This is a genomic window from Streptomyces noursei (assembly GCF_016917755.1).
Lineage (GTDB): Bacteria > Actinomycetota > Actinomycetes > Streptomycetales > Streptomycetaceae > Streptomyces > Streptomyces yunnanensis.
Genome location: NZ_CP070326.1, coordinates 4,338,258 through 4,354,398, shown reverse-complemented (window position 1 = coordinate 4,354,398; position 16,141 = coordinate 4,338,258). Strand labels below are relative to the sequence as shown.

Annotated in this window: 8 protein-coding genes; 5 read left to right on the top strand and 3 right to left on the bottom strand. The window is 74.8% G+C overall.

The genetic code is table 11. From position 1 onward, the window contains the following. Positions 1 to 5: 5 nt before the first annotated feature. Both JNO44_RS19070 and JNO44_RS19065 read left to right on the top strand, forming a co-directional pair. Entirely contained in the window at positions 6 to 2,909 is a 2,904-nt protein-coding gene (locus tag JNO44_RS19070) for an SUKH-4 family immunity protein (RefSeq protein ID WP_205365399.1), read from the top strand. Between the two features lie 504 nt (positions 2,910 to 3,413). Beyond that, complete coding sequence (locus tag JNO44_RS19065) at positions 3,414 to 4,439, top strand: coiled-coil domain-containing protein (RefSeq protein ID WP_420882662.1); 1,026 nt, start codon at positions 3,414 to 3,416, stop codon at positions 4,437 to 4,439. Positions 4,440 to 4,452: 13 nt separating this feature from the next. On the opposite strand, the gene JNO44_RS19060 is transcribed toward JNO44_RS19065, so the two are convergent. Then, positions 4,453 to 6,105, bottom strand: coding sequence for an MFS transporter (locus JNO44_RS19060; protein ID WP_420882661.1), 1,653 nt, complete (start codon positions 6,103 to 6,105; stop codon positions 4,453 to 4,455). A 290-nt stretch (positions 6,106 to 6,395) separates the two neighbouring features. Here JNO44_RS19060 and mfd point away from each other — a divergent pair, with 290 nt between their 5' ends. Next, positions 6,396 to 9,932 (top strand): transcription-repair coupling factor, encoded by a 3,537-nt coding sequence (mfd, locus tag JNO44_RS19055; protein WP_205365398.1) that lies wholly within the window; start codon positions 6,396 to 6,398, stop codon positions 9,930 to 9,932. A 497-nt stretch (positions 9,933 to 10,429) separates the two neighbouring features. Here the strand turns inward: mfd and JNO44_RS19050 are convergent, their stop codons facing one another. After that, positions 10,430 to 11,893 carry a DUF2079 domain-containing protein gene (locus JNO44_RS19050; protein WP_205365397.1) on the bottom strand — a complete coding sequence of 488 codons (1,464 nt, stop codon included), beginning with the start codon at positions 11,891 to 11,893 and terminating at the stop codon, positions 10,430 to 10,432. 126 nt (positions 11,894 to 12,019) lie between these two features. Here JNO44_RS19050 and JNO44_RS19045 point away from each other — a divergent pair, with 126 nt between their 5' ends. Next, complete coding sequence (locus tag JNO44_RS19045) at positions 12,020 to 12,835, top strand: HNH endonuclease family protein (protein ID WP_420882660.1); 816 nt, start codon at positions 12,020 to 12,022, stop codon at positions 12,833 to 12,835. A gap of 115 nt (positions 12,836 to 12,950) precedes the next feature. Here JNO44_RS19045 and JNO44_RS19040 read toward each other — a convergent pair whose 3' ends face one another. Continuing rightward, positions 12,951 to 13,745: a DUF4190 domain-containing protein gene (locus tag JNO44_RS19040; RefSeq protein ID WP_205365396.1), complete on the bottom strand. Its 795-nt coding sequence runs from the start codon at positions 13,743 to 13,745 to the stop codon at positions 12,951 to 12,953. Between the two features lie 324 nt (positions 13,746 to 14,069). Between JNO44_RS19040 and JNO44_RS19035 the strand changes: the two genes are divergently transcribed. Further along, on the top strand, positions 14,070 to 16,130 hold the full coding sequence (locus tag JNO44_RS19035; protein WP_240167977.1) for an N-6 DNA methylase: 2,061 nt from the start codon (positions 14,070 to 14,072) through the stop codon (positions 16,128 to 16,130). The last annotated feature ends 11 nt before the right edge of the window (positions 16,131 to 16,141 follow it).

Sequence of the window (16,141 nt, the reverse complement as noted above, 5' to 3'; positions counted from 1 at the left end):
TCGCGGTGGTGACGTTCGCGCAGGCGCAGGAGCGCGCGGAGCAGTGGGTCAACGGCGAGGCGCCGTCGGAGTTCCACCGCGAGGTGCGGGTGCGCGAGTTCGCGCTGGGCTTCGTGGCCTGGGCCGAGGACCGCGAGGGCGGACCGGCCGGCGAGGGCGGCCGGAGCCGGCTGGTGATCGCCCGCGACAGCGGCGAGACGACGCTGTGGCCGGGGCTGCCGGTGGGCGAGGTGATCCGCCGTTTCGAGGAGGAGTACGGCGCGCCGACGGACGGCGGGTACGGGGCCGCGGAGCCGCCGCAGCGGATCGACCTGGAGGCCACCTCGTTCCTGCTGACGCCGCCGGAGTGGTTGCAGGAGGCGGCCGACGCGATGGGGCTCGGAGGCCGGAAGGGGACGGACGGCAGGGGCGGGTCCGCAGGTGACTCCGCCGCCGGGCCCGCTGCCGGACCCGCGGCCGGTTCCGCCGGAGACTCCGCCGCCGGGCCGGCGCCCGTCGGGGCCGATCCGGCTCCGGTCCCTGATCCGGCTCCGGTCTCCGCCGCCGGTTCCGGTGCGGCCGACGACACGCCGTGGGCCGCCGCGGACACCACCGCGGGCGGGGCCGGCGAGGACCGTTCGGTGGCGCCGCCGCAGACGGTGTTCGCGCCGCCGCTCGCCGGATCCGACGACGAGGACACCCCGGCGACGCCGCGGGTGCGGCCCGACGCCAAGACCGAACTGCTCCAGGGCGGCAGCCAGTTGCCGCGCACCCGGATCTCGCCCGCGCTGCCGCCGCCGGTCGCCGACGTGCCCGGCCAGTCGGGCGCGGGCGGCCCCGTGGGGCTGCCGCCGATGCCGCCCGCGCCGCCGGTGATGCCGCCCGCGCCGCCCGCCGCACCGCCGGCGGCGCCCGCACCGGTCGCGGCGTCGGCCGGGCTGCGCGACCTGCCGCCGCCCACCGGGGTGCCGATCGCGGACGTGCCGCCGCCGCCCGGTGTGGTGCCGCCGGCCCCGCCGTCCGGAGGCGGCCCCGGCGGGGGCGGGCACGCCGCGGCGACGATGCTCGCGGGCGGACCCTCGCTGCCCGGCAACGCCGGCGGCCCGCCGCCGCCCCCCGGCGCGCCCGGGATCCCCGGCGCGGGCCGGGACGGCGGCCGGCCGGACCCGGAGTCGGTCGCGGCCGTGGATGGGGGGCCCTCCCGTGCCGTTGAGGCTACGGGGGAGCAGAAGGCGGACGCGCGCCCCGGGGACGGCCCGGCGCCCACGGGCCCGGGTGCGTCCGGCACGCCGGCCGGCGGTTATGTGCCGACCCAGCTGGTGTCCCAACTGGACGCCTCCGAACTGGACTTGAGCGCCGTGGACGGGCCCGGTGGGGGCCCCGGCGGTGCGGCCGGTGCGCAACAGCCCGGCGGCGGCCCGGGGGGCCCCGGTGCGGCGGGCGGGGTGCACGCCGCCGCCACGATGTTCGCGGACGGTGCGGCCCTCCAGGCCGCGGCGCCCGGTCCGGGCGGAGCCGTCGGTGGTCCCGGCGGGCCCGGTGCCCCCGGCGGTCCGGGCCTGCCCCCGCCGCCGCCCCCCGGTCCGCTCGGTGCGCCCAAGCCCCCCGGGGCGCCGGGCAAGCCCGGTGCGCCCGCGGGCGGCCACGGCCCCGGCGGCCAGGACGGGCCGCCCCCGCCTCCGCCGCCCGCCCCGCCGGGTGGTGCGGGTGCCACGGGCGGGGTGCACGCCGCCGCCACGATGCTCGCGGGCGGTGCCGCGCTGCCCGGTGGTCCCGGCATGCCGCCGGCCGCCGGTCCGGGCATGCCGCCGGCTCCGCCGATGGCCCCGCCGGCGCAGCCCGGCCCGCCGCCGGGTCCGCCCGGTGTGCCGGCTCCCGGCGTGCCGGGCCCCGGCGGTCCGGGCGCCCCCGGTGCGTACGGCTACCCGCAGGCGCCCAGTGGTCAGCCGACCGTGGGCCCCGGCTACATGGCCGTGCTGAGCTATCGCGCGCCGGACGGCAGCGAGCAGAAGATCGTGCGCCGCTCGGCGCCCGGCACCCCGCATCCGGAGTGGCAACTGCTGCACGAGCTGCGGGCGATGAACGTGCCGCCGCAGCAGGTGGTGGAGCTGCACACCGAGCTGGAGTGCTGCGAGCTGCCCGGCGGCTACTGCGCCCGGATGGTGCGGGAGACCTGGCCGCAGGTGCGGATCAGCCACACCGCCGCGTACGGCAGGGACCATGCGTCGCGCCAGCAGGGCGTACGTCATCTGATCGAGCATCAGGGCGAGTTGCACCAGGTCGCCGACGGGCCGGCGCGGCCTGCGCCGGTGCGGGCGCCGCTGCCGCACCCCTCGCAGGTGCAGCCGGTGCCCCCGGTGCCGCCGCAGGCGATCGGGCAGGAGCTGGAGCAGGCGTTCGGGCCGCAGGGGATCTTCCGCTTCGACCAGCGGGCGGTCTCCCGGCAGGGCGTGCCGGACGTCGTCGCGCAGACGCTGGTGTGGGCCGGACTGCCGGTCGACTTCGGGCCGTTCTTCTGGGCGCAGGCGCAGCCGGGGCGTCCGGTGCCTACGCTGGCGGAGCTGGCGGCGGAGCGGCGGGTACAGCCGGCGCCGGACGCGGGTTCGTATCTGGTGATGGGCAACGACTTCGGCCGTCAGCTGTGCGTCCAGTACGGGACCGCCAACATCGTGGCCGTCCCGTTGGAGGCCGGGCCCGGTGGGCAGGCCGTCGCGCCGCAGTTCGTGAACACCGGGCTGCCGGAGTTCGTGCGGTGCCTGGCGATGCTGGGGCGGATGTGGCGCCTGCGGTACGGGCTGACGCCCGAGCAGGCCGGCCGCTGGACGGTGGACTTCCAGGCGCAGCTGGTGGCGTTGGACCCGCCGGCGCTGGGGTCGCCGGAGACATGGTGGTCGGTGCTGCTGGAACAGATGTGGGACGGGTTGTTGTAGGCGTCCCGGGCCGGGGGCGCGGCGGTTTCTGATGCCGCCGGGCCCCCGGAGCCGGTGAAGTGCCCGCCATGGCGGCGGGGGGTGGTGCGACCGCCCCCCGCCGTCGCCGTGTCCGCCGTCTCGGTGACGGACCACCGTGCGGCGCGTCCCCGTGCGGTCGCCCGGCCGGGTGCGGGGCGACGCCTCCCCGGCGTCGCCCGATCGCTCCCGCCGCGCCCGGTGGGGCAGCCCTTTCCGATGCCCCGTGCGCGGACGGAACCGGCCGCGACCCGGCCCCGACGGCCGCCGTCCGGTGCCGCGGCAACGTGGGGTGCGGGCAAACCCCTCGCGCGGGCGAAGATCCAATTCAGGCTTCTGGTGGCAAATGACGCATCCTTGTGGGAAGGAATGGGCGGAGTGTCGTGATGGAGCCGCTTCGGGCCGATCCAGAAAGATGTGCGCGGGACTGTGCGGAGGCTTGCGGGTTCGCGCGACTGCTGTGCGCAGCGGAGAGGGGCTTGAGGGATGAGTACTTCGGTTTCGCCTCACGGGTTCGAGACCGTACGGGGGCGTGGCTATCGGCCGGAGGACGTGGACCGGCGCGTCGAGGGGCTCTCGATCGACCGTGACTCCTGCTGGGAGCGGGCCGCCCGGCTGACCGTCCTGTGCCACGAGATGGAAGCCGAACTCGCGGAACTGCGCGCCTACGTGGCGCAGCTGCCGGAGCAGACCTACGAGTCCCTCGGCCAGCAGGCCCGGTCGATCCTGACGACGGCGGAGTCCGAGTCGGCGCGGCTGCGGTCCGAGGCGGAGTCGGCCGCGGAGCAGCTGCACGACGACGCGGCCGAGTACGCGCAGAAGCTGCGGGGCGCGGCGGACGAGGCGGCGCAGCGGCTGCGCGCGGAGGCGGCGGAGGACGCGCGGCGTACGGACAAGGCGGCGGTCGACGAGGCCGGCGAGCTGGTGGCGGAGGCCGCCCAGGAGGCCGAGGAGCTGCGGGCGGAGGCGGCGGAGGAGCTGGCGGAGACCCGGCGGCGGTCCGGGAAGATGCGCAAGGACCAGGAGGCCCGGCACACCGAGGAGTGGGACTCCCTGGAGCGGGAACTGGCGCGCCTGGAGACCGAGATGGACCAGCGGGTCGCCGAGCTGGACGCGCACGGGGAAGCGGTGATGGCCGAGCGGCGGCGACTGACCGCGGAGGTCGAGGAGTCCGCGCGGCACCGGCTGGAGGACGCCGAGGCGCGGGCGGCGGAGCTGCTGGCGCAGGGCAGGGTCGAGGCGGAGCGGATCGAGCGGGCCACCGAGCGGGTCGTGCGGGAGCACGACGAGGCCCGGGAGGAGGTCCGCATCCACATGACGCATGTGCGCAACAGCCTGGCGGCGCTGACCGGGAAGGACCCGGCGGAGTTCTCCGGGGCCGGCTCCGGGGCCCCCGCGGGTGCCGGTACGGGCGCCGTCGAGGGCGCCGGCGCGGAACGGGACCCGGACAGCGAGGAGACCGTGGAGACGGGCCTGCCCCGGGGCGAGCGGGGCGGCCCGGGACGGAGCTAGGGCCTGTCGTCTGTCATCCGGTCGAAGGGGCGTCGGCACCGTCGTTGGTGCCGACGCCCTCGTTCGTCGTGGTGTCGGCGGTGGTGACCGTGCGGGCCTCGGCGTGGACGGGGAAGCGCCGCGGGGCGAGCACGAGGACGCTGAGGAAGGCGAGGGCGGCGGCTGCTGCGGCGCCCAGGTAGACGTGTTCGACGGTGGTGTCGACGGCGCGGCGGAGGTAGTCGGCGGTGCGGGTGGTGAGCGTCCCGGCGTGCTGGAGGGCGCGGGAGACGGCGTCGAGGTCGTGCGGGAGGCCGGCGCGGATGGCCGCCGGGGCGTGGGTGAGGCGGTCGTTGAGGGTGACGTTGGCGATGGCGCCGAAGAGGGCCGCGCCGAGGGACTGGCCGACCTGGCGGCAGAAGAGGATGGAGGCGGTGGCGGTGCCGCGTTCGGCGTAGCCGACGGAGGACTGGACGCCGATGATCAGCGGGAGTTGGAAGAGGCCGAGGGCGGCACCGAGGGCGAGCATCAGCAGGGCGGGCTGCCAGGCGGCGCCGGGGTAGGGGAGCAGGGGGAAGGCGAGCAGGACGAGGGCGGCGGCGCCGATGCCCAGGAGGGCGCAGTTGCGGATGCCGATGCGGTTGTAGACGCGGCTGCTGAGGGCGGCGGATATCGGCCAGCTCAGCGTCATGACGGAGAGCACGAAGCCGGCGGCGATCGGGCCGAGGCCGAGGACGGCCTGGGCGTAGGTGGGCAGGAAGACGGTCGGCGCGACCATCAGCAGGCCCAGGGCGCCCAGGGCGAGGTTGACGGCGGAGATGGTGCGGCGGCGCCAGACCCAGCCGGGGATGATCGGTTCGGCGGCGCGGCGTTCGATCAGCACGGTGGCCACGGCGGCCAGGGCGCTGCCGGCGAGCAGCAGCAGGGACGGGGCGGAGAGCCAGGGCCAGGCGGTGCCGCCCTGGACGAGGGCGGTGAGCAGCAGGCCGCCGGCGGCGAAGACGGCGAGCGCGCCGGGCCAGTCGACGCGGGCGCGGCGCCCGGCGGCCGGCCGGTCGCGGCGGGCGTCGTGGAAGTGCCGGAGGATCAGCCACAGGGCGAGGGTGCCGACGGGCAGGTTGACCAGGAAGATCCAGCGCCAGTCGCCGTAGCTGGTGAGCAGGCCGCCCAGTGCGGGGCCGGCGACCGCGGAGGCGGCCCAGACGCTGGAGAGCTTGGACTGGATCTTGGGGCGTTCCTTCATCGGGTAGAGGTCGGCGGCGATGGTCTGGACGGTGCCTTGGAGGGCGCCGCCGCCCAGGCCCTGGAGGATCCGGAAGGCGATCAGCGAGCCCATGTCCCAGGCGCCGGCGCAGGCCAGGGAGCCGAGGAGGAACAGGGCGATGCCGGTGAGCAGGATCGGCTTGCGGCCGTAGGTGTCGGAGAGCTTGCCGTAGACGGGGAGGGTGACGGTGACGGCGAGGAGGTAGCCGGAGAAGAGCCAGGAGAAGACGGCGAAGCCGCCGAGGTCGCCGACGATCTGGGGGACGGCGGTGGCGATGATCGTCGAGTCGAGGGCGGCCAGGGCCATGCCGAGCATGAGCGCGGCGACGACCGGGCCGCGCCGGGAGGCGGCCGGGCCGTCCGGTGGCTGGTTCCCGGTACCGTTCCGGTCCGCGCCGTGACTGCCCTGGGTGGTGCGGCTCACCGTGGCCCCCTCCTGCCGTGTGGCGGCGTGGCCGACCGTGACGCGTATACGTGTAGTCGGCACGATTCCGTGCACACCCTTGCACGCGCGGTGGCCGGGCGGAACGGGGTTTCTCGCAGCGTGGGACGGCGGCGGGCGGACGACGGGACTTTGCGGACGGACCGTAGGGGCGGTCGGTTGTCGGTGGTCCGGCGTAAGGTGGTCAACCCCGGTCCGTTTGCGCCCGTCGGCGCTGTCGAGGGGGCGTCGGACCGGTCGCGTTGTTCGCCTCGCTGGGACGGAACCTTTTCATGAGCCTGAGTGGTCTGCTCGACGCCGTCGTACGGGACCCGGCGCTCGCCGAAGCGGTCAAGGCCGCGGCCGACGGGCACCGGCCGCATGTCGATCTGGTCGGGCCGCCGGCCGCCCGCCCGTTCGCGGTGGCGGCGCTGGCCCGGCAGGCCAGCCGCCCGGTGCTGGCGGTGACCGCCACCGGCCGGGAGGCCGAGGACCTGGCCGCCGCGCTGCGGTCGCTGGTGCCGGCCGGCGAGGAGAACTCCGTCGTGGAGTTCCCGTCCTGGGAGACGCTGCCGCACGAGCGCCTCTCGCCGCGGTCGGACACCGTCGGCCGGCGCCTGGCGGTGCTGCGCCGGCTGGCCCACCCCAGCGCCGACGACCCGACGGCCGGCCCGGTGTCGGTCGTCGTCGCACCGATCCGCTCCGTGCTCCAGCCGCAGGTCAAGGGGCTGGGCGAGCTGGAGCCGGTGAGTCTGCGGACAGGCCAGGCGGCCGATCTCGAAGAGGTCGTCGACGGCCTGGCGGCGGCCGCGTACGCGCGCGTCGAACTCGTCGAGAAGCGCGGCGAGTTCGCGGTCCGCGGCGGCATCCTGGACGTCTTCCCGCCCACCGAGGAGCACCCGCTGCGGGTGGAGTTCTGGGGCGACGATGTCGAGGAGATCCGGTACTTCAAGGTCGCCGACCAGCGCTCCCTGGAGGTGGCCGAGCACGGGCTGTGGGCGCCGCCCTGCCGTGAGCTGCTGCTCACCGACGAGGTGCGGGCGCGGGCCGCGGAGCTCGCCGAGCAGCACCCGGAGCTGGGCGAGCTGCTGGGGAAGATCGCCGAGGGGATCGCCGTCGAGGGCATGGAGTCCCTGGCGCCGGTGCTGGTCGACGACATGGAGCTGCTGCTGGACGTGCTGCCGAAGGGCAGCATGGCGGTGGTCTGCGACCCTGAGCGGGTGCGGACCCGGGCGGCGGACCTGGTGGCGACGAGCCAGGAGTTCCTCCAGGCGTCCTGGGCGGCAACCGCCGGCGGCGGAGCGGCCCCGATCGACGTGGGCGCGGCGTCCCTGTGGGGCATCGCGGACGTCCGGGACCGGGCCCGTGAGCTGGGCATGATGTGGTGGTCGGTGTCACCGTTCGCGGCCGACGAGGAAGAGGCCGACGGGGACACCCTCAAGCTGGGGATGCACGCCCCGGAGACGTACCGCGGGGACACCCAGCGGGCGCTGGCCGACACCAAGGGGTGGCTGGCGGACGGCTGGCGCACGGTGTTCGTCACCGAGGGCCACGGCCCGGCGGCCCGCACGGTCGAGGTGCTGGGCGGCGAGGGCATCGCCGCCCGCCTGGAGGCCGACCTCGGCGCGATCGCGCCGTCCGTCGTGCACGTGGCCTGCGGCTCGATCGACAACGGCTTCGTCGACCCCGGCCTGAAGATCGCGGTGCTGACGGAGACGGACCTGTCCGGGCAGAAGGCCGCGGGCAAGGACGCGGCCCGGATGCCGGCCCGCCGCCGCAAGCAGATCGACCCGCTGACCCTTCAGGCCGGCGACTTCATCGTCCACGAACAGCACGGTGTGGGCCGGTACATCGAGATGGTGCAGCGCACGGTCCAGGGCGCCACCCGCGAGTATCTGCTGGTGGAGTACGCGCCGGCCAAGCGCGGCCAGCCCGGCGACCGGCTGTACATCCCCACCGACCAGCTGGAGCAGGTCACCAAGTACGTGGGCGGCGAGGCGCCGACGCTGCACCGGCTCGGCGGCGCGGACTGGACGAAGACCAAGGCGCGCGCCAAGAAGGCCGTCAAGGAGATCGCCGCCGACCTGATCAAGCTGTACTCGGCCCGGATGGCGGCGCCCGGCCACGCCTTCGGCACGGACACCCCCTGGCAGCGCGAGCTGGAGGACGCCTTCCCGTACGCGGAGACGCCCGACCAGCTCACCACGATCGCCGAGGTCAAGGAGGACATGGAGAAGTCGGTCCCGATGGACCGGCTGATCTGCGGCGACGTCGGCTACGGCAAGACCGAGATCGCGGTCCGCGCCGCCTTCAAGGCCGTCCAGGACGGCAAGCAGGTGGCGGTGCTGGTGCCGACGACCCTGCTCGTCCAGCAGCACTACGGCACCTTCAGCGAGCGCTACGGCCAATTCCCCGTCAACGTCCGGGCGCTGTCCCGGTTCCAGACGGACGCCGAGGCCAAGGCGGTCCTGGAGGGACTGCGGGAGGGCTCGGTCGACATCGTCATCGGCACCCACCGCCTCTTCTCCTCCGAGACCAAGTTCAAGGACCTCGGCCTGGTCATCGTCGACGAGGAGCAGCGCTTCGGCGTCGAGCACAAGGAGCAGCTGAAGAAGCTCCGCGCCAACGTCGACGTCCTGACGATGTCCGCGACGCCGATCCCCCGGACCCTCGAAATGGCGGTCACCGGCATCCGGGAGATGTCGACGATCACCACGCCGCCCGAGGAGCGGCACCCGGTGCTGACCTTCGTCGGCCCCTACGAGCAGAAGCAGATCGGCGCCGCCATCCGCCGTGAACTCCTGCGCGAGGGCCAGGTCTTCTACATCCACAACCGCGTCGAGTCCATCGACCGCGCGGCGGCCCGGCTCCGGGAGATCGTGCCCGAGGCGCGCGTCCAGACCGCCCACGGGCAGATGGGCGAGTCGCAACTGGAGCAGGTCGTGGTCGACTTCTGGGAGAAGAAGTTCGACGTCCTGGTCTCCACCACGATCGTGGAGTCCGGCATCGACATCTCCAACGCCAACACCCTGATCGTCGAGCGCGGCGACAACTTCGGCCTCTCGCAGCTGCACCAGCTGCGCGGCCGCGTCGGCCGTGGCCGCGAGCGCGGCTACGCCTACTTCCTCTACCCGCCGGAGAAGCCGCTCACCGAGACCGCGCACGAACGCCTCGCCACCATCGCCCAGCACACCGAGATGGGCGCGGGCATGTACGTGGCCATGAAGGACCTGGAGATCCGCGGCGCGGGCAACCTCCTCGGCGGCGAGCAGTCCGGCCACATCGCCGGCGTCGGCTTCGACCTGTACGTCAGGATGGTCGGCGAGGCGGTGGCCGACTACCGGGCGTCCCTGGAGGGCGGCGTGGAGGAGCCCCCGCTGGAGGTCAAGATCGAACTCCCGGTGGACGCGCACGTCCCGCACGACTACGCGCCGGGCGAGCGGCTGCGTCTCCAGGCGTACCGGGCGATCGCCTCGGCCAACACCGAGGAGGACATCGCCGCGGTCCGCGAGGAGATCACCGACCGCTACGGCAAGCTCCCCGAGCCGGTGGAGAACCTCCTCCTGGTCGCCGGCCTGCGGATGCTCGCCCGCTCCTGCGGCGTCTCCGACATCACCCTCCAGGGCTCCAACATCCGCTTCGGCCCGGTGGAGTTGCGGGAGTCCCAGGAGCTCCGCCTCAAGCGGCTGCACCCGCGCACGGTCCTCAAGCCGGCCACCCGCCAGATCCTGGTACCCCGCCCGACGACCGGCCGCATCGGCGGCAAGCCGCTGGTGGGGCGCGAGTTGCTCGCCTGGGTCGGCGAGTTCCTCACGACGATCTTGAGCTGACGTCGCGGGGGTTTCCGCGGGGTTTGTTGGGGCGGGGGCGCTGTTGCTTGTGGTGGGTTTCGGGGGCCTGTGGGGCGGGCCTGCGGGGGTGGTTGTCGGACGTAAAGCGCAGCAGTCCGACAACCACCCCCGCAGGCCCGCCCCACAGGCCCCCTTCCGTATGCCGTGCGGCTCCCGCCCGGTGGGGGTGGAGGACTTCAGGGCCGTCGTGGTGACCCGGAAGCCAGAAGCGCGGGTCGAGCGTGAGCACCCCCGACCTCCCTCCTTCCCACAGGGGGCGGGGGCCGGCGCGGACGACGACGGCGGGGAGGGTGTGGGGCTTTCGGGGTGGGTGCGCGGACGTAAAGCGCAGCAGTCCGCGCACCCACCCCGAAAGCCCCACACCCGGCACCCACCACGCACACACCAGCACCGGCGGCCCCGCCCCGACAACCCCTCCGCCGAAGGCGGAACCCCCACCACGGCGGGACAGCCGACATCGTGGGGACGACCCGCCGTCAGGCGGTACGGCGCAGCACCACCACATCATCCGCCGCACCCAGCACGACATACCTGGCCCGGCCGTGCCGGGCCTCCGCGTCGGCCAGGGCCTGTTCGGGCGTGCGCCCGTCATGGAGCTGCGCCGCGACGTAGCCGGGCGCCAGCCCACCCGTGTCGCCGGTCCAGAAGACGCGGGTGCGGCCGGTGAGGCGGCTGAGCGGGCGGACGTCGGACTCGACCGTCGCGCCGTCGGGTATGCGGTCGAGCAGCCGCTCGACGGCTGCCACCTGTGGCGGCGTGCGGTAGGTGTCGGCCTCGGTCAGGCGGGCCAGCGGCAGGGTGGTGGTCAGCGTGAGGGCGGCGGCCAGGACGGCGGCGGGCAGGTGGTGGGCGTAGGAGCGCAGCCAGGGCCGGGCGGAGGCCAGCGCGCGCGGCAGCGCGTCGATCAGGGCGAGGAAGACGACCGGCATCAGGACGGCGCTGTAGTGCCAGTCGGTGCCCCAGTAGTGCGGGTCGTGGGAGAGGAAGCGCCAGCCGAGGGTGGGTGCGGCCACCAGCAGGAGCGGGGAGCGCAGGGCGAGCAGGCCGGTGGTGGGCAGCAGGGTCCACAGCAGGGTGCGCAGGGCGACGTCGATCGGGAGGCCGGGGGCGGTGTCGCCGTGGCCACCGATCTTGCTCCAATAGTCGTAGGAGCCGGAGCCGTTGAAGGCGGGTATCAGCAGGCCGAGAGTGACGGCGGTGGCGGTGATGCCGAACGCGACCAGGGCGATCGGCAGCGGACCGGCGCGCCGGGTGCGGATCAGCGAGAGCGCCCCGATGGCGGCGGCGGTGACGCCGAGGTCCTCCTTGACCAGGACGAGCGGCGCGGCCCAGCAGACGGCGGTGTTCCAGCGGCCGCGCAGCGCCGCTTCGAGGGCGAAGGCGATCAGCGGCACCGCGAAGGCTATTTCGTGGAAGTCGAAGTCGACGGCCCGCTGTAGGCCCCAGGACAGGCCGTAGGCGAGGCCGAGGGCCAGCCCGCGCCGGCGGCCCAGGTGACGGGCGGCGGCGCGGGTGACGGGTATCGCGGACAGCGCGAACAGCGCGGCCTGCGCGGTGAGCAGGGTCAGCGGCGAGGGGAAGAGCCGGTAGAGCGGGGCGAGCAACACCAGGACGGGGCTGAAGTGGTCGCCGAGGATGTTGGTGCCGGGGCCCTTGAGGTCGACGATCGGCGCCCGGAGGTGGGCGTAACCGCGGACCGCCTGCTCGAAGATGCCCAGGTCCCAGGAGATCGTGGACAGGGTGCGGTAGCGCCAGTACGAGAGCACGGCGAACGCGAGGAAGAAGAACCCGGCGGTCCAGTACGGGTCGAGGCGCGGGGCGCGGAGCGCGGCGAAGCGGGACGGTGCCGGCGCGGCGGTGGGCCCGGGCGCGGGGTCGGTGGCGGTGTCGGGGGAGCGCCCGGTGCGGCCGTCCGGCGTCGTTGCTGCGGCCGTGTCCATGGGCGTCCTCACTCTCGATTTCCGAAAAGATATCCGAATCGGGGTGTGGCAGGTCCGGCGTCGGCCGGCTCGGCCCGCCTCCTTGTTCACTTGTCCCGCAACCCTGTTGCCACGCTCCTGGATTGGATGCCCCACGTGATACGGACACTGTCCGCCCGCTCCCGCCCCGCCGCCCCGCGCCGTTCGTCGCGCGCCTCGGCTGTGGTCGGCGCCGCCGCCCTGGCCGCGTTGCTGACCGTCACCGGCTGTTCCGGTCATGGCAGTCGGGGCGGCGGTTCGGACGCGGGGGCGGGCCCGTCGGCTCCCGCGGACGGCGGCGGGCGGTCGGGGGCGCCGGGCAGTGCCCTGCGCACGCTTGACTCCCTGGCCGTCAAGCGCCAGGGGACGAAGGACGGTTACGCCCGGGACCGCTTCGGTTCGGCCTGGGCGGACACCGACGGCAACGGCTGCGGCACCCGCGACGACATCCTCAAGCGGGATCTGCGCGGCACCGCGTACCGGGACGCGAAGAGTTGCGTGGTGGTGTCCGGGAACCTGCCGAAGGACCCGTACACGGGGAAGTCGCTGCGCTATCAGCGCGGTCGCAGCACCGTCGACATCGACCACGTGGTGGCGCTGTCGGACGCCTGGCAGACCGGCGCGCGGCAGTGGCCGGCCCGCAAGCGGGTGGCGTTGGCGAACGATCCGCTGAACCTGATCGCGGTGGAGGCGTCCGCCAACCGCAGCAAGAGCGACGGGGACGCGGCGGACTGGCTGCCCCCGTACGCCGGTTACCGCTGCACGTACGTCGCGCGCCAGGTGGCGGTGAAGAAGAAGTACGGGCTGTGGGTGACCCGGGCAGAGAAGGACGCGATGGCGAAGGTGCTCAACTCCTGCCCGCGCCAGGCGCTGCCGGGCGGGGGGACGCCGACCGAGGCGCCGGCGCGCTTCACGGCGAAGTAGCCGCGCGCCGCGCGGGAACGGCCCCGGCCCGGATCGCGGGGTGTGCGATCCGGGCCGGGGCCGTCGTGCGGGGATTCCGGGGCGGCGCCGGCACCGGGTGCCGGGCCGCGCGGCGTCAGCTGGTCGGCAGCTTCCAGTAGACGCCCTGCATGTCGATGTCCGGGGCGACCTCGACGTCGAGCGCCTTGGCGGCGGGCGGGGCGTCGAAGGCGACGTCCACGGTGGCGGTGGCGCCCGGGGCGATGGAGCCGTCGAAGCCGATGCCGATCTTGCCGTCGATGATCTGCTCCGCCTTGCGGCCCTCGGCGCCGGTCTTGGCCTTGATCTGGGTCAGGGCGGGGTTGAAGGCGGCCTTGCCCTTGTTCTTCATCTGCACGGTGACCTTGTACGCCTTGTTGCCCGCGGTGTGGCCGGAGGCGATGTCGCCGACCGTGTACGGGGCGACCTTGAGGACGGTCACCTCAAGGCCCTTGTCGGGGTAGGTCGCGGTGTCGCCCGGCCCGTAGGTCTTGTTGCCCTTGCTGCCGTCCTTGGGCTGCGCCTGCGAGCCGTTGACCTGCTTGTTGATCTCGTCGACGGCCTTGTTCACGGCGAGCACGGTGACGATGATCCCGATGATCGCCAGGATCATCGCGAGGCCGCCGAGGATCGTGCCGGTGATCGCCACGCCCTTGTTGGTGGCCTGGCCCTTCTTGACCCGGCTCAGGCCGACGAAGCCGAAGATCAGCGACAGCAGACCGAGCGGCCCGGCCAGCCAGAACAGGACCATCGGGATGCCGCTGAGGGCACCGATGATGCCGAGGATCAGGGCGGTGATGCCGAGGCCGTTGCGGGCCGCCTGGTGGTGGCCGGGGGTCGGCATGCCGGGCGCCCCCTCCGGGACGGGCTGGTACTGCATCTGCTGGGACATGCGAAGGGGCCCCTTCCGGGCGCTGGAATCGTTCCGTCGAATCGGTGGGTCAATAACAGCAGAGGCTGTGAACCGAGTCAACACGAGCATGCGAAACGCCGATGTTCACGCCGTGAAGAGGTTCATCTGTAGTGCGTGGGTATGCTCATCGACACAGAGGTCACACAAGGTCACGGGGTCATCGGGACAGGAGCTACACAGGTGCCGGAGAAGGCGACGGACGACAGCGCGGGCAGCGGCGACGTCACGGCAGCGCGGTGGGTGTCCCCCCGGACGAAGTCGGGGGGAGCTTCCCCTCGGGGCGGCGGCGACCGCCCGACCGAGGTGACCGCCGCCGGCATCGCCCGGCTCGCCGGCGTCGGCCGGGCCGCGGTCAGCAACTGGCGGCGCCGCCACGCCGACTTCCCCAAGCCCGTCGGCGGCACCGAGACCAGCCCCGCCTTCGCCCTCCGCGACGTCGAGCAATGGCTCCGCGACCAGGGCAAGATCGCCGAGGTCCCGGCCCGCGAACGGGTCTGGCAACAACTCGTCGGCCACCCCGCCGGGGCCGCCGCCGCGCTCCGCCAGGCCGGCGCCGTCCTGCTGCTGGTCCAGGAGCGACCGGCCGCCTGGCGGCAGCTGCGCGCCGCCGCCGACGACGCCGAACTGACCGGCGTACTGCCCGCGATGCTGGAATCCGTCCTCACCGGCCGACTCGGCCCCGAGCATCCGGTGCGCGGCCTGACCCGCGCCGCCCTCGCCCCCTCCGCCGCCCTGGTCCGCGCCGCCGGCGACCTCGCCACCGCCGACGGCGCCGCCGCGGCCTACGACTTCCTGCTCGGCCGCCACCTGGACGCCAACCCCCGCCAGTACACCCTCACCCCGCCCGGCCCGGCCGCCCTGATGGCCGAACTCGCCGCATCGGCCGGCCCGTTCGGCACCGTCCTCGACCCGGCCTGCGGGGCCGGCGGACTCCTCGCCGCGGCCCGTACCGCAGACGCCGCCCCGCTCGCCCTGCACGGCCAGGAGAGCGACCCCGACCTCGCCGCGCTCACCGCGCTCCGGCTCGCCCTGGAGGCCCCCGGCGCGGACGTCCGGGTCCGGGCCGCCGACACCCTGCGCGCCGACGCCTTCCCGCAGCTCGCCGCCGACGCCGTCCTCGTCCACCCGCCGTTCAACGAACGCAACTGGGGCCACGACGAACTCGCCTACGACCCCCGCTGGGAGTACGGCCTCCCGGCCCGCAACGAATCCGAGCTGGCCTGGGTCCAGCACGCGCTGGCCCGGCTGCGGCCCGGCGGCACCGCCGTCCTCCTCATGCCGCCCGCCGCCGCCTCCCGCCGCTCCGGCCGCCGGATCCGCGCCGACCTGCTGCGCCGCGGCGCCCTGCGCGCGGTGATCGCGCTGCCCGCCGGCGCCGCCCCGCCCAACAACATCCCGCTGCACCTGTGGGTGCTGCGCAAGCCCGGCGGCTCCCCGGCCGTCCCGCACCTGCTCGTCGTCGACACCGCCGCGTCCGCCGGCCGCGACAAGTTCGACTGGCAGACCGTGCGGGCCACCGCCGTGGACGCCTGGCGGGACTTCGACCGCGACGGCGGGATCGAGGAAGTTCCCGGCGTGTGCCGCTCCCTGGCCGCCATCGACCTCCTCGGCGACGACGTCGACCTGGCCCCCGCCCGGCACCTGCCGCCGCCCGCCGCGGCCGGCGGTCCCGCCGAACTCGCCCGCGTCCACGACCGCCTCACCGCGACCCTGGCCCGCACCGCCGAACTCGCCCCGCACCCCGGCACGGACACCGCCGCCGCCCAGCCGCCCGCCGGCCGCTGGCCGCTGACCACCGTCGGCGAACTCGCCCGCTCCGGCGCCCTCGTCCTGCGCGCCGGCGGCCCCGGCACCGCCGGGGCCGGTGGGGGAGCCCCCGCGGTCCTCACCGACCACGACGTCATCGGCGGCCTCGCCCCCTCCGGGACCCTCCCCGAGACCCCCACCGGCGCCTCACCCGAGGAACCCGTCCTCGTCCAGGAGGGCGACGTGGTCGTCCCGGTGCTCGGCGGCGGTGCCACCGCCCGGGTCGTCGACGAGGCCACCGCCGGCGCCGCCCTCGGCCGCAACCTCACCCTGCTGCGCCCCGACACCGCCGCCCTCGACCCGTGGTTCCTGGCCGGCTTCCTCCGCGGCACCGCCAACAACCGCCAGGCCAGCAGCTACGCCTCCACCGCCACCCGGCTCGACGTCCGCCGCCTCCAGCTGCCCCGGCTCCCGCTCGTCGAACAGCGCCGCTACAGCCGCCGGTTCGCCGACCTGGCCGCCTTCGAAAGCGCCCTGCGGCTCGCCTCCCGACTCGGCGAGCAGCTGGTCCAGGGACTCCACGACGGACTGACGGACGGATCGGTCGATCCGGACTGAGCGGCGGAACC

Coding starts and splice junctions, on each gene's coding strand:
- JNO44_RS19045 (WP_420882660.1), top strand. CDS start 12,020: ATGCCCCACGTGATACGGACACTGTCCGCCCGCTCCCGCCCCGCCGCC.
- JNO44_RS19065 (WP_420882662.1), top strand. CDS start 3,414: ATGAGTACTTCGGTTTCGCCTCACGGGTTCGAGACCGTACGGGGGCGT.
- JNO44_RS19040 (WP_205365396.1), bottom strand. CDS start 13,745: ATGTCCCAGCAGATGCAGTACCAGCCCGTCCCGGAGGGGGCGCCCGGC.
- mfd (WP_205365398.1), top strand. CDS start 6,396: ATGAGCCTGAGTGGTCTGCTCGACGCCGTCGTACGGGACCCGGCGCTC.
- JNO44_RS19050 (WP_205365397.1), bottom strand. CDS start 11,893: ATGGACACGGCCGCAGCAACGACGCCGGACGGCCGCACCGGGCGCTCC.